The sequence below is a fragment of the Escherichia sp. WS1265 genome (assembly GCF_046487585.1).
GTDB classification, from domain to species: Bacteria; Pseudomonadota; Gammaproteobacteria; order Enterobacterales; family Enterobacteriaceae; genus Escherichia; species Escherichia coli.
On sequence record NZ_JBJQJE010000009.1, the window covers coordinates 117690 to 131874 of the forward strand.

At 51.4% G+C, this 14185-nt stretch carries 12 protein-coding genes, 1 tRNA gene, 1 other RNA gene and 2 pseudogenes; 6 read left to right on the forward strand and 10 right to left on the reverse strand.

Annotated elements, in window-relative coordinates; genetic code table 11:
* The first annotated feature begins 37 nt into the window (after window positions 1–37).
* Entirely contained in the window at window positions 38–1153 is a 1116-nt protein-coding gene (gene macA, locus ACJHX3_RS11185; protein ID WP_000746460.1) for a macrolide transporter subunit MacA, read from the forward strand.
* On the forward strand, window positions 1150–3096 hold the full coding sequence (gene macB, locus ACJHX3_RS11190) for a macrolide ABC transporter ATP-binding protein/permease MacB (protein WP_042064477.1): 1947 nt from the start codon (window positions 1150–1152) through the stop codon (window positions 3094–3096). Before macA ends, macB begins: the two co-directional genes overlap by 4 nt.
* 72 nt (window positions 3097–3168) lie before the next feature.
* Here macB and cspD read toward each other — a convergent pair whose 3' ends face one another.
* Window positions 3169–3393, reverse strand: a complete 225-nt coding sequence (cspD, locus tag ACJHX3_RS11195; RefSeq protein WP_000410785.1) for a cold shock-like protein CspD — start codon at window positions 3391–3393, stop codon at window positions 3169–3171.
* Window positions 3394–3542: 149 nt separating this feature from the next.
* On the opposite strand from cspD, the gene yljB reads away from it, so the two are divergent.
* The 3 genes from yljB to clpA all read left to right on the forward strand — a co-directional run bounded on the left by yljB (window position 3543) and on the right by clpA (window position 6343).
* The gene (gene yljB, locus ACJHX3_RS11200; protein ID WP_001406719.1) at window positions 3543–3617 is read left to right on the forward strand and encodes a protein YljB; all 75 of its coding nucleotides are present in this window, start codon (window positions 3543–3545) and stop codon (window positions 3615–3617) included.
* Between the two features lie 98 nt (window positions 3618–3715).
* Window positions 3716–4036 (forward strand): ATP-dependent Clp protease adapter ClpS, encoded by a 321-nt coding sequence (gene clpS / locus ACJHX3_RS11205; protein ID WP_000520781.1) that lies wholly within the window; start codon window positions 3716–3718, stop codon window positions 4034–4036.
* A gap of 30 nt (window positions 4037–4066) precedes the next feature.
* A complete protein-coding gene (clpA, locus tag ACJHX3_RS11210) occupies window positions 4067–6343 on the forward strand; it encodes an ATP-dependent Clp protease ATP-binding subunit ClpA (RefSeq protein ID WP_000934041.1) in 2277 nt (758 codons plus the stop codon).
* 342 nt (window positions 6344–6685) lie between these two features.
* On the opposite strand, the gene ACJHX3_RS11215 is transcribed toward clpA, so the two are convergent.
* The 9 genes and pseudogenes from ACJHX3_RS11215 to trxB all read right to left on the reverse strand — a co-directional run bounded on the left by ACJHX3_RS11215 (window position 6686) and on the right by trxB (window position 13030).
* Window positions 6686–6820, reverse strand: a non-coding RNA gene (locus ACJHX3_RS11215) — RtT sRNA.
* A 43-nt stretch (window positions 6821–6863) separates the two neighbouring features.
* A tRNA-Ser gene (locus tag ACJHX3_RS11220) sits at window positions 6864–6951 on the reverse strand.
* Window positions 6952–7204: 253 nt separating this feature from the next.
* Complete coding sequence (gene infA / locus ACJHX3_RS11225) at window positions 7205–7423, reverse strand: translation initiation factor IF-1 (RefSeq protein ID WP_001040187.1); 219 nt, start codon at window positions 7421–7423, stop codon at window positions 7205–7207.
* Window positions 7351–7503, reverse strand: a pseudogene (locus ACJHX3_RS11230) (hypothetical protein); the annotation flags it as partial. The pseudogene ACJHX3_RS11230 and the gene infA, both read right to left, overlap by 73 nt.
* A gap of 59 nt (window positions 7504–7562) precedes the next feature.
* Window positions 7563–7707: pseudogene (locus tag ACJHX3_RS11235) on the reverse strand (hypothetical protein); the annotation flags it as partial.
* The gene (aat, locus tag ACJHX3_RS11240; RefSeq protein WP_001241678.1) at window positions 7708–8412 is read right to left on the reverse strand and encodes a leucyl/phenylalanyl-tRNA--protein transferase; all 705 of its coding nucleotides are present in this window, start codon (window positions 8410–8412) and stop codon (window positions 7708–7710) included.
* A 41-nt stretch (window positions 8413–8453) separates the two neighbouring features.
* The gene (gene cydC / locus ACJHX3_RS11245; protein WP_001202144.1) at window positions 8454–10175 is read right to left on the reverse strand and encodes a heme ABC transporter ATP-binding protein/permease CydC; all 1722 of its coding nucleotides are present in this window, start codon (window positions 10173–10175) and stop codon (window positions 8454–8456) included.
* Complete coding sequence (gene cydD, locus ACJHX3_RS11250; RefSeq protein ID WP_094308417.1) at window positions 10176–11942, reverse strand: heme ABC transporter permease/ATP-binding protein CydD; 1767 nt, start codon at window positions 11940–11942, stop codon at window positions 10176–10178.
* A 122-nt stretch (window positions 11943–12064) separates the two neighbouring features.
* A complete protein-coding gene (trxB, locus tag ACJHX3_RS11255; protein ID WP_000537432.1) occupies window positions 12065–13030 on the reverse strand; it encodes a thioredoxin-disulfide reductase in 966 nt (321 codons plus the stop codon).
* A gap of 544 nt (window positions 13031–13574) precedes the next feature.
* Between trxB and lrp the strand changes: the two genes are divergently transcribed.
* Window positions 13575–14069, forward strand: coding sequence for a leucine-responsive transcriptional regulator Lrp (lrp, locus tag ACJHX3_RS11260; protein WP_000228473.1), 495 nt, complete (start codon window positions 13575–13577; stop codon window positions 14067–14069).
* Window positions 14070–14185: the final 116 nt, after the last annotated feature.

A 14185-nucleotide genomic window follows, 5' to 3' on the forward strand; every position in this document is an offset into this window, starting at 1 on the left:
ATGACCCGGATTGGCATATGGAGTATTCAGAATATTTATGAAAAAGCGGAAAACCGTGAAGAAGCGTTACGTTATTGCGCTGGTGATAGTCATTGCCGGGCTGATTACGTTATGGAGAATTCTTAACGCACCCGTGCCGACTTATCAGACGCTGATTGTGCGCCCCGGTGATTTACAGCAAAGCGTGCTGGCGACCGGAAAGCTGGACGCGCTGCGTAAGGTTGATGTGGGCGCGCAGGTCAGCGGTCAGTTGAAAACGCTGTCGGTGGCGATTGGCGATAAAGTAAAAAAAGACCAGCTTTTAGGGGTTATTGATCCTGAACAGGCTGAAAACCAGATTAAGGAGGTGGAAGCAACGCTGATGGAGCTACGCGCGCAGCGGCAGCAGGCGGAAGCGGAGCTGAAACTGGCGCGGGTGACGTATTCCCGTCAGCAACGTCTTGCACAAACGCAAGCGGTTTCACAGCAGGATCTTGATACCGCCGCGACGGAGATGGCTGTGAAACAGGCGCAAATTGGCACCATTGACGCGCAAATCAAGCGCAATCAGGCCTCTCTCGATACGGCTAAAACCAATCTCGATTACACCCGCATCGTTGCTCCGATGGCCGGGGAAGTCACGCAAATCACCACTCTGCAAGGCCAGACGGTGATTGCCGCACAACAAGCACCGAACATTCTGACGCTGGCAGATATGAGCACCATGCTGGTAAAAGCGCAGGTTTCTGAAGCGGATGTAATCCACCTGAAGCCGGGGCAAAAAGCCTGGTTTACGGTACTTGGCGATCCACTGACGCGCTACGAGGGGCAAATCAAGGATGTACTACCGACGCCGGAAAAGGTTAACGACGCTATTTTCTATTACGCCCGTTTTGAAGTCCCCAACCCCAATGGTTTGCTGCGGCTGGATATGACTGCGCAAGTGCATATTCAGCTCACCGATGTGAAAAATGTGCTGACGATCCCTCTGTCGGCGTTAGGCGATCCGGTTGGCGATAATCGTTATAAAGTCAAATTGTTGCGTAATGGTGAAACACGCGAGCGTGAAGTGACGATTGGCGCACGTAACGATACCGATGTTGAGATTGTCAAAGGGCTGGAAGCGGGCGATGAAGTGGTGATTGGTGAGGCCAAACCAGGAGCTGCACAATGACGCCCTTGCTCGAATTAAAGGATATTCGTCGCAGCTATCCTGCCGGTGATGAGCAGGTTGAGGTGCTGAAGGGCATCAGCCTCGATATTTATGCGGGTGAGATGGTGGCGATTGTTGGCGCTTCGGGTTCCGGCAAATCGACCCTGATGAATATTCTCGGCTGTCTGGATAAGGCCACCAGCGGCACCTATCGCGTCGCCGGTCAGGATGTTGCCACGCTGGACGCCGATGCGCTGGCGCAACTGCGCCGCGAGCATTTCGGCTTTATTTTCCAGCGTTACCATTTGCTTTCGCATTTAACCGCCGAGCAGAACGTTGAAGTACCCGCCGTCTATGCCGGTCTTGAGCGGAAACAGCGGCTGCTTCGCGCCCAGGAGTTGCTGCAACGGCTGGGGCTGGAAGACCGTACAGAGTATTATCCGGCACAGCTTTCGGGTGGTCAGCAACAGCGCGTCAGCATCGCGCGGGCATTGATGAACGGCGGTCAGGTAATTCTTGCCGATGAACCAACCGGCGCACTGGACAGCCATTCTGGCGAAGAGGTGATGGCGATCCTGCATCAGCTGCGCGATCGCGGGCATACGGTGATTATCGTCACCCACGATCCGCAGGTCGCTGCTCAGGCCGAGCGGGTGATCGAAATTCGCGACGGCGAAATTGTGCGCAATCCTCCCGCCATTGAAAAAGTGAATGTTGCTGGCGGGACGGAGCCTGTTGTCAACACGGTGTCTGGCTGGCGGCAGTTTGTCAGCGGTTTTAACGAGGCGCTGACGATGGCATGGCGGGCGCTGGCAGCGAATAAAATGCGTACTTTACTGACCATGCTGGGGATTATTATCGGTATTGCGTCGGTGGTTTCCATTGTCGTGGTGGGCGACGCCGCCAAACAAATGGTGCTGGCGGATATTCGTTCTATTGGTACGAATACTATTGATGTCTATCCCGGGAAAGATTTTGGCGATGACGATCCGCAATATCAGCAGGCGCTGAAGTACGACGACTTAATCGCCATCCAAAAACAACCGTGGGTCGCCTCAGCCACACCTGCCGTCTCGCAAAACCTGCGCCTGCGTTATAACAATGTTGATGTTGCTGCCAGTGCCAATGGCGTGAGCGGCGATTATTTTAATGTCTATGGCATGACCTTCAGTGAAGGGAACACCTTTAATCAGGAGCAGCTGAACGGTCGTGCGCAGGTGGTGGTGCTCGACAGTAATACTCGCCGCCAGCTTTTCCCCCATAAAGCAGATGTGGTTGGCGAGGTGATTCTGGTCGGAAACATGCCCGCCAGAGTCATTGGTGTGGCGGAAGAAAAACAGTCGATGTTTGGTAGCAGTAAAGTGCTGCGTGTCTGGCTACCTTACAGCACGATGTCCGGGCGAGTTATGGGCCAGTCGTGGCTCAACTCCATAACTGTCAGGGTGAAAGAAGGATTTGACAGCGCCGAGGCGGAACAGCAACTCATGCGTTTACTTTCACTGCGCCACGGAAAGAAGGATTTCTTTACCTGGAACATGGACGGCGTCTTGAAAACCGTTGAAAAGACCACACGTACTTTACAACTGTTTCTGACGCTGGTGGCGGTGATTTCGCTGGTGGTGGGCGGTATTGGTGTAATGAATATTATGCTGGTGTCAGTGACCGAGCGGACGCGGGAAATTGGCATTCGCATGGCTGTAGGTGCGCGAGCAAGCGATGTTTTGCAACAGTTTCTGATCGAAGCCGTACTGGTTTGCCTGGTCGGTGGCGCGTTGGGAATAACACTGTCACTGTTAATTGCTTTCACCTTACAGCTTTTCTTACCCGGCTGGGAGATTGGTTTTTCACCGTTGGCGCTGCTGCTGGCGTTTCTCTGCTCGACGGTCACCGGGATTTTATTTGGCTGGTTACCCGCACGAAATGCGGCACGATTGGATCCAGTAGATGCTCTGGCACGAGAGTAATTTTTGAGATAAAAATGCCAGCCGATCGGGCTGGCATTTTGCCTTTAGGATGTACACAATGAGACAGAAGAGCTATGCGACTGCCGCTTCTACTTCGACGGGCACAATAACACTGGCGTGATTGCCTTTTGGCCCCTGGTGGACATCAAACTGAACGGATTGTCCAGCTTTTAGCGTTCTGTAACCATCCATCTGAATGGTGGAATAATGAGCGAAAATATCTTCGCCGCCGCCTTCAGGGCAGATGAAACCAAACCCTTTGGCATTGTTGAACCACTTAACAGTACCCTTTTCCATGCTTCGACATCCTTCGCAAATCTTATACAAGTAAGATGGAATAAACCGGGGTCAGAGAGGGGGCTGTTCAAAACCTCGCCAACTCTAGAAATACAATTTAGAGAATTAGGGCGAGCCGTCAAGCATTTGACAGGGGCCAGGGGGCAGGTATGAATCAAAAATTTGAAGCAGTTAACGCTATTGACAGGAATGTGACAGATGTCGCTGATGCCAACGATAGATGATAGTTATCTATCATGTGGAGTAGATTGGTCAGGCAAATAAGCTCTTGTCAGCGGCAGGGCGTTCTGCCGATAACCGTAACCGAAGATGATAACTGACAATGGGTAAAACGAACGACTGGCTGGACTTTGATCAACTGGCGGAAGAAAAAGTTCGCGACGCGCTAAAACCGCCATCTATGTATAAAGTGATATTAGTCAATGATGATTACACTCCGATGGAGTTTGTTATTGACGTGTTACAAAAATTCTTTTCTTATGATGTAGAACGTGCAACGCAATTGATGCTCGCTGTTCACTACCAGGGGAAGGCCATTTGCGGAGTCTTTACCGCCGAGGTTGCAGAAACCAAAGTGGCGATGGTGAACAAGTACGCGAGGGAGAATGAGCATCCATTGCTGTGTACGCTAGAAAAAGCCTGAATGCAGGCATAAAAATTGGGGGAGGTGCCTATGCTCAATCAAGAACTGGAACTCAGTTTAAATATGGCTTTCGCCAGAGCGCGCGAGCACCGTCATGAGTTTATGACCGTCGAGCACTTGTTACTGGCGCTGCTCAGTAACCCATCTGCCCGGGAGGCGCTGGAAGCGTGTTCTGTGGATTTGGTTGCGCTCCGTCAGGAACTGGAAGCCTTTATTGAACAAACCACACCCGTTCTGCCTGCCAGTGAAGAGGAGCGCGACACACAGCCAACGCTGAGTTTTCAGCGTGTACTGCAACGTGCAGTCTTCCATGTTCAGTCCTCCGGTCGCAATGAGGTTACCGGTGCAAACGTTCTGGTCGCTATCTTTAGCGAACAGGAGTCGCAGGCGGCATATCTGTTGCGTAAACATGAAGTCAGCCGTCTCGATGTGGTGAACTTTATCTCTCATGGCACGCGTAAAGACGAGCCGACACAGTCTTCTGATCCTGGCAGCCAGCCAAACAGCGAAGAACAAGCTGGTGGGGAGGAACGTATGGAGAATTTCACGACGAACCTGAATCAGCTTGCGCGCGTGGGCGGAATCGACCCACTGATTGGTCGTGAGAAGGAGCTGGAGCGTGCTATTCAGGTTCTCTGCCGTCGCCGTAAAAACAACCCGCTGCTGGTGGGGGAATCTGGTGTCGGTAAAACCGCGATTGCGGAAGGTCTTGCCTGGCGAATTGTTCAGGGCGATGTGCCGGAAGTGATGGCTGACTGTACAATTTACTCTCTCGATATCGGTTCTCTGTTAGCGGGCACAAAATATCGCGGCGACTTTGAAAAACGTTTTAAAGCGTTGCTCAAGCAGCTGGAGCAGGATACTAACAGCATCCTGTTTATTGATGAGATCCACACCATTATCGGTGCGGGTGCAGCCTCTGGTGGCCAGGTCGATGCGGCTAACCTGATCAAACCGCTGCTCTCCAGCGGTAAAATTCGCGTAATTGGTTCGACAACCTATCAGGAGTTCAGCAACATTTTCGAGAAAGACCGTGCTCTGGCGCGTCGCTTCCAGAAAATTGATATTACTGAACCGTCGATCGAAGAAACTGTTCAAATCATCAACGGCCTGAAACCGAAGTATGAAGCGCACCACGACGTGCGTTATACCGCAAAAGCGGTGCGTGCAGCGGTAGAGCTGGCGGTGAAATACATTAACGATCGTCATCTGCCGGATAAAGCCATTGACGTTATCGACGAAGCGGGCGCTCGCGCACGCCTGATGCCGGTAAGCAAACGCAAGAAAACCGTTAATGTGGCGGATATTGAGTCCGTGGTGGCCCGTATTGCGCGCATTCCAGAGAAGAGTGTTTCTCAGAGTGACCGCGATACCCTGAAAAACCTCGGCGATCGCCTGAAAATGCTGGTCTTCGGTCAGGATAAAGCCATTGAGGCGCTGACTGAAGCCATTAAGATGGCGCGTGCAGGTTTAGGTCACGAACATAAACCGGTCGGTTCGTTCCTGTTTGCCGGCCCTACCGGGGTCGGGAAAACAGAGGTGACGGTACAGCTTTCGAAAGCTTTGGGCATTGAGCTTCTGCGCTTTGATATGTCCGAGTATATGGAACGCCATACCGTCAGCCGTCTGATTGGTGCGCCTCCGGGATACGTTGGTTTTGATCAGGGCGGTTTGCTGACTGATGCGGTCATCAAGCATCCACATGCGGTGCTGCTGCTGGACGAAATCGAGAAAGCGCACCCGGACGTGTTCAATATTCTGTTGCAGGTGATGGACAACGGTACGCTGACCGATAACAACGGACGCAAAGCGGACTTCCGTAACGTGGTATTGGTGATGACCACCAACGCTGGGGTACGAGAAACTGAGCGTAAATCGATTGGTCTTATCCACCAGGACAACAGCACCGATGCGATGGAAGAGATCAAGAAGATCTTTACGCCGGAGTTTCGTAACCGTCTCGACAACATTATCTGGTTCGATCATCTCTCCACCGACGTGATCCATCAGGTAGTGGATAAATTCATCGTCGAGTTGCAGGTTCAGTTGGATCAGAAAGGTGTTTCTCTGGAAGTGAGCCAGGAAGCGCGTAACTGGCTGGCCGAGAAAGGTTACGACCGGGCAATGGGCGCACGTCCGATGGCGCGTGTCATCCAGGACAACCTGAAAAAACCGCTCGCCAACGAATTGCTGTTTGGTTCGCTGGTGGACGGCGGTCAGGTCACCGTCGCGCTGGATAAAGAGAAAAATGAGCTGACTTACGGATTCCAGAGTGCACAAAAGCACAAGGCGGAAGCAGCGCATTAATCTAATTGTTAGGTAGGTTGGTGAAGTCCGTAATCTCGAAAGAGGTTACGGACTTTTTGTTTGTAGGCTGGGGCGGTGAAAACCCTATTTTGGGAGGTGAAGGTAATTTGTTGATAATTAATGGTGCTGGAAGGTAAGAATAAAAAAGGGTGGCAGCAGGAAAATGAGATGATTTTGCTTTATTAACAACGAGCTAAACGTGTAGTATTTGAGTTCACTGCCGTACAGGCAGCTTAGAAAGCCAACCGAAAGAAAAACTCGATTTTTATACCGTTCACTGCCGTACAGGCAGATAAAATGCGAAAAAAAACTCGTACTTTCGTACGAGCTTTTCTTTAAATATGGCGGTGAGGGGGGATTGACTCGCTTCGCTCGCCCTGCGGGCAGCCCACTCACTGCGTTCGTGGTCTGTCCAACTGGCTGCGCCAGTTGTCGAACCCCGGTCGGGGCTTCTCATCCCCCCTGGAGTGCAATATGCGAAAAAAAAGCTCGCACTTTCGTACGAGCTCTTCTTTGAATATGGCGGTGAGGGGGGGATTCGAACCCCCGATACGTTGCCGTATACACACTTTCCAGGCGTGCTCCTTCAGCCACTCGGACACCTCACCAAATTGTTTTGCTACCAAACCTCATGGGTGGCAACGGGGCGCTACTATAGGGAGTTGGAGTAAAACGGTCAAGAAGAATTTTAATGATAATTATTGTTTGCTCATACTGTAAACAAGTTGTGCAGTATATCTACATCGAGACAAGTTATGGACTTATACTTCCAAAGTACTTCATACATATCACAAAATAAAAAGGTCGGTTAAACCGACCTTTTACTCGTTCTTTCTCTTCGCCCATCAGGCGGTAAAACAATCAGCGACTACGGAAGACAATGCGGCCTTTGCTCAGGTCGTACGGGGTCAGTTCAACAGTCACTTTGTCGCCCGTCAGGATGCGGATGTAGTTTTTGCGCATTTTACCGGAGATGTGTGCAGTAACCACGTGACCGTTTTCTAACTCTACGCGGAACATGGTATTAGGCAACGTTTCAAGAACGGTACCTTGCATTTCAATATTGTCTTCTTTGGCCATCTAATCCTCTGGGGTATCACTACCGTAATTTGAACCGGCAAGATAATGCCGAAGTTCTGTAAATAAGTAAAGATTTGCGCGCTAAATCGCAACAAACAGGTTCGGCACATTACTCCGAAAACACACGGCTAAGCCGCACCAAAAGCGCAACGTATAAGGGAGCGGTGAGATAAACGATGGGCGTTACCTGACGCGAAAAATTCCTTATCGGCAGCGGGGTAATGAGCGTAACCAACTCTGCGACCGCAATTATAACACTCTGGGGAGAAATGTGCCGAAAACATTCATTCTTGTGGTGAAAACAAGCACCGTGGTACCCAGAAATTATTCGGCAATCGTCCGAGGCGCATTTGATTGAGATAATTGAGGTAATCCCGGCGGGGAATTTCGCAGGCACCAAGCGACGCTGTGTGATCGTTAAGGACCTGGCAGTCGATAAGTTTACCGCCATGACCAATAAATTCCTCACAGAATACCAGAAGCGCCGTTTTAGACGCATTTTCCATCCGGCTGAACATGGACTCGCCACAAAATAGCGTTCCCTGGGCCACGCCGTACATACCGCCGACAAGCTCATCTTCACGCCAGACTTCAATAGAGTGGGCATGACCGAGTTCGTGAAGGCGATGGTAGGCTTCGACCACGCCACGCGTGATCCAGGTTCCTTCTTCGCGATCGCTGGCACAGCCTTCAATGACCTGACCAAAAGCGTAATTCATCGTGACTCGATAGGGCGAGCGTTTATGAAATCGCTTCATACTACGGCTGATATGCAGTGATTCAGGCCAAAGCACCGCGCGAGGATCGGGCGACCACCAGAGGATGGGGTCGCCTGGAGAAAACCACGGAAAAATACCACGCTGGTAAGCCATTAACAGGCGCGCAGGGCTAAGATCGCCCCCCAGTGCCAGCAGGCCGTTAGGCTCACGTAATGCGCCTTCCGGGGAAGGGAAGGCTATTGAATGGCGAGAAAGCTGAACCAGGCGCATGACCGCAAAACTCCACGCTAGTCGGATCGTTCAATAATAGCTTACAAACCCTGCTTAAACTGGTAATAACGCCCCTGTCTGGCAAGCAGTTCTGCGTGAGTACCTTGCTCAATAATTTGCCCGTTGTCCATCACTATTAATTGTTGGAAACGAGAGAGTCCGCGAAGTCGATGGGTGACCATTAACACCGTTTTCTCATGCATCATTTCTGCAAGCAATTCAAGGATCTGACTTTCGGTTGTGGCATCTAAGCCTTCTGTAGGTTCATCCAGCAATACCAGAGGCGCATCATGTAACAGCGCACGGGCGATAGCCAGACGGCGCAGTTCACCACCGGAGAGCTGGCGTCCGCCTTCACCTAACCAACTGTTGAGACCTGCATCCTCGAGCAGCTTCTCCAGACCAACGCGACGTAAGATCTCCGCCAGAGCCTCATCACTACTGCCAGGTGAGGCGAGTAACAGATTATCACGCAGCGTGGCGCTAAACAGATGCACTCGCTGAGGAACAACGCTGATGGTCTGTCGTAGAGTCGCTTCATTCAGGCTGGCTATGGGGCTATCGTTAAGCAAAATCTTGCCTTGTTGCGGGTCCCATGCGCGGGTCAGCAGTTGTAACAGTGTTGATTTGCCGCATCCGGTTCGCCCGAGAATCGCTATATGTTCCCCGGCGTTTACCTGAAGAGAAATCCCTTTAAGTGCCTGTTGGGATTGCTCCGGATAAGTGAATTGAACATCCCGTAACGTCAGCGAAACGCGATCGGCAACACGAGTTTGGGTATCAGGGAAGGTGACTTCCGGTTTTTGATCCGTTAAGTCAGTGATCCGAACGGCAGAGGCAATGACTTGCCCCAGATGCTGAAATGCACCTGTTACTGGTGCCAGTGCTTCAAACGCGGCTAACGCGCAGAAGACAAACAGGGCAATTAACGCGCCGGGTTCAGCATTGCCGCCAACGCCGCCAGACGCCATCCACAGCATCAGGATCACCGCTAACGCGCCAATGAGCAGCATTATCGCTTGCGATAATGCGGTGAGTTCAGATTGACGACGTTGCGCTTCCAGCCACTGAATTTCGGTATTCTCTAACTGCGTGCGATAACGATCGCTGGCACCAAAAATGGTCAGCTCAGCTTGCCCTTGCAGCCAGGCCGTCAGTTGTTGGCGATACTGCCCGCGAAGATGAGTCAGATTTTGCCCGGTGCTTTTTCCCGCACGATAAAACAGTGGTGGCATCAGGAAAAGCGTCAGTAACATAATGCCGCCCAGCGTAAAGGCGAGGGTGAAATCAAGGAAACTTAACCCGATTGTCACCACCATAATCACCACAAAAGCGCCCACCAGCGGCGAGATAACGCGCAGGTAAAGATGATCGAGCGTATCAACATCCGCCACCACGCGGTTGAGCAATTCGCCCTGACGATAGCGCGCCAGTCCGGCAGGGGATAGGGGCAGCAATTTGCTGAAGGTGTAAATGCGCAGATGCTGCAACACGCGGAAAGTCGCGTCGTGACTTACCAGACGTTCAAAATAGCGCCCGGCAGTACGGGTGATTGCTGCGCCACGCACGCCCGCAGCGGGTAGCATATAGTTGAAGCTGTACAGTCCGGCAACCCCCGCTACCGCTGAGGCGGAGAGGAACCAGCCGGAAAGTGTCAACAGACCGATACTGGCGAGCAGTGTGACAATTGCCAGCGCAATACCAAGACTTAACATCCATTTATGACGTTTATACAGTGCCAGATAGGGTAGCAAAGCGCGCATTTAAATCTCCTCCTGACGATGGGCCAGCAATGTGGAGAAAGGACCACCAGCCACGCTTAATTCCGCGTAACGTCCTTGCTCAATAATCTGACCATCCTGCATTACCCAAATGACATCCCAGTCAGCAAGATCTTCTAACTGGTGGGTGACCATTAACGTTGTCTGGCGCAGAGAGGCGGCATTAAGCGCCTCCATTACGCGCTGTTCACTGTGAGCATCAAGGCTGGCAGCGGGTTCATCCAACAGTAATAGCGAACAGGGATTTAGTAATGCTCGGGCCACCGCCACGCGCTGTGCCTGCCCCACGGAAAGGCGGGCAGCCTGGTCGCCAACAGGCGTATCAACGCCTTGTGGCAGGAGCGGTAGAAACTCACTGACCCAGGCGTTATTCAGCGCTGTTTGTAACTCGTGTTCGCTGGCATCAGGTCGTGCCAGTAGTACGTTATCCCGTAGTGTTGCTGCCGGTAATTGTGGGTTTTGCCCAACCCAGGAGAGATGTTTACGCCATGATTCTGGTGATAAATCGCGTAATTCTATCCCGTTGATTCGTAGCGATCCCTGATATGAGAGAAAACCAGAAAGCGTGTTCAGCAGTGAGCTTTTACCTGAACCGCTGCGACCAACCAACACCGCACATTGGCCTGCTGGCAAAGTAAAGTTCAGCGGTCCGGCCAGCGTTTTACCTTCCGGCGACGTGATAAACAGCTCCTCGGCCTCAATGGTCACCGGATCGGTCGATGCTAATTCCGCATCACCACGTTGCGGATGGGCGAGCGGGGTTTCCATAAACGTTTTCAGACTGTCAGCTGCGCCAACAGCCTGGGCTTTAGCATGATAAAACGTACCGAGATCGCGTAATGGCTGGAAAAACTCCGGCGCAAGGATCAGGGCCAGAAAACCCGCAGCCAGCGTCACGCCAGTATCGTAGTGACCAAAATCCAGCTCGCCGAGATAGGAAAAACCAAAGTAGACCGCCACCAGAGCAATTGACAGCGAGGTAAAAAATTCGAGAATGCCGGAGGATAAAAACGCCAGCCGTAGCACTTCCATTGTCCGTTGGCGGAAATCTTCCGAAGCAGAACGAATACTTTCAATTTCAGCTTCACCACGACCAAAAATACGCAATGTTTCCATGCCGCGCAGGCGATCGAGAAAATGCCCACTTAAGCGAGCAAGAGCGAGAAAGTTGCGTCGGTTAGCATCGGCAGCCCCCATTCCAACCAGCGCCATAAATAACGGAATTAACGGAGCAGTGCCCAGCAGAATGAGCGCCGCAGCCCAGTTAGAGGGGAAGATAGCCACCACAATCAGCAACGGCACCGACACTGCCAGCGCCATTTGCGGCAGGTAGCGTGCATAGTAATCATGCATATCGTCAATTTGCTCGAGTACCAGCGTCGCCCAGCTCCCCGCCGGTTTACCCTGAATCCACGCTGGCCCTGCTTGTTGCAGACGGTCGAGAACCTGACGGCGGATGGCAAAGCGGATATGCTGCCCGGCGTGATAACCCACCCGTTCGCGTAACCAGACCACCCATGCGCGCAGTACAAAGGTCAGAACCAGTAACGTAAAGGGAAGCAGCAGGGCTTCACGGGGAATATTCTCCATAATCATATGTTGCAGAATTCGCGCCATGAACCAGGCCTGGGCAATGATCAATATGCCGCTTACAAAGCCCAGCAGACGAGAAATATTCAGCCAACGTTGGGAGATGACGCTTTGCTGTTTTAACCAGCGGGTTAACTCTTTTTGACGGGATTTATTCATTGCACGCTTAGCAGGTGAGTTATCAGAATTATTTGCAGAGCAATGTTACAACGAGGAAAAAATAAAGGCGACCCATAGTCGCATGGTGTCGCCTTCTTTACTTTTGTTACTGATTTGTAAAATTATTTTGCGTCAGCTAAACCATCGAGGTAGCGTTCCGCATCAAGTGCTGCCATGCAGCCTGTACCAGCAGATGTAATAGCCTGGCGATAAATGTGATCCATCACGTCGCCTGCGGCAAAGACGCCAGGGATGCTGGTCTGGGTGGCATTACCATGAATACCCGACTGTACTTTGATGTAGCCGTTTTCCAGTTCCAGCTGCCCTTCGAAAATAGCCGTATTCGGGCTGTGACCGATAGCAACAAACAGACCGGCAACGTCGAGTGACTCGATATTATCGCTGTTTTGCGTATCGCGCAGACGAACGCCAGTGACGCCCATCTGATCGCCGGTCACCTCTTCCAGCGTACGGTTGGTGTGTAGAATGATGTTGCCGTTCTCCACTTTATCCATCAGACGCTTAATAAGGATTTTTTCCGCGCGGAAACCGTCACGGCGGTGAATCAGATGCACTTCCGAAGCGATGTTAGACAGATACAGCGCCTCTTCAACCGCGGTATTGCCGCCGCCGATGACCGCAACTTTCTGGTTGCGATAGAAGAAACCGTCGCAGGTTGCACAAGCAGAAACCCCACGGCCTTTAAACGCTTCCTCAGAAGGAAGGCCGAGATAGCGTGCAGAAGCTCCGGTGGCAATAATTAGCGCGTCGCAAGTGTATTCGCCGCTATCGCCAGTCAGACGGAACGGACGATTCTGCAAATCAACTTTGTTGATGTGATCAAAGATGATTTCAGTTTCAAATTTGGTGGCATGTTCGTGCATGCGCTCCATTAATAACGGACCGGTCAGATCGTTTGGATCGCCAGGCCAGTTTTCCACTTCCGTGGTGGTGGTCAGTTGGCCGCCTTTTTCCATGCCGGTAATCAGCACAGGTTGCAGGTTGGCGCGCGCCGCGTAGACAGCAGCGGTGTATCCCGCCGGGCCTGAACCCAGGATAAGCAGTTTACTGTGTTTGGTCGTGCCCATGAGATCCCCATAGTTGTTGGCAGACAATGGGCAGGATTGTAGGGAATTTACAGACGTAAAAAAAGAGTATGACGATTTTGTTAACAATTTGTGCAATCGGCAGCATCGATAAGCCGGTCAAACTCTCCCGTCATTATCACCTCTGCTACTTAAATTTCCCGCTTTATAAGCCGATTAAATGATGAATAAACGCCTCTGGTAATGAATATCTGGCATGTTGTACTAAAAATCGATGTTTTGCTTTGACAATCCCCTGGTGTTTTGCGAAAACATTCGAGGAAGAAAAAAAACAGTATTCTTATATGCGCATAACCATGCATGTAAATACCATGTTTACCGTGCTAGTGAAATCTACGTATGGCGTGGACAGACGCCATTCGTGATGTCGATAGCTGCCACAAGGCAACGGTCTTCTCACCGTAGACCCAGGCATTGCGCGCCGTGAATCTTCATGATTTCGGTCTATCGTGACGGGTAGCGACTCTGAACAGTGATGTATCAGGGTCAGACAGGAGTAGGGAAGGAATACAGAGAGACAATAATAATGGTAGATAGCAAGAAGCGCCCTGGCAAAGATCTCGACCGTATCGATCGTAACATTCTTAATGAGTTGCAAAAGGATGGGCGTATTTCTAACGTCGAGCTTTCTAAACGTGTGGGACTTTCCCCAACGCCGTGCCTTGAGCGTGTGCGTCGGCTGGAAAGACAAGGGTTTATTCAGGGCTATACGGCGCTGCTGAACCCTCATTATCTGGATGCATCACTTCTGGTATTCGTTGAGATTACTCTGAATCGTGGCGCACCGGATGTGTTTGAACAATTCAATACCGCTGTACAAAAACTTGAAGAAATTCAGGAGTGTCATTTAGTATCCGGTGATTTCGACTACCTGTTGAAAACACGCGTGCCGGATATGTCAGCTTACCGTAAGTTGTTGGGGGAAACCCTGCTGCGTCTGCCTGGCGTCAATGACACACGGACATACGTTGTTATGGAAGAAGTCAAGCAGAGTAATCGTCTGGTTATTAAGACGCGCTAACACGGAACAGGTGCAAAATCGGCGTATTTTGATTACACTCCTGTTAATCCATACAGCAACAGTACTGGGGTAACCTGGTACTGTTGTCCGTTTTAGCATCGGGCAGGAAAAGCCTG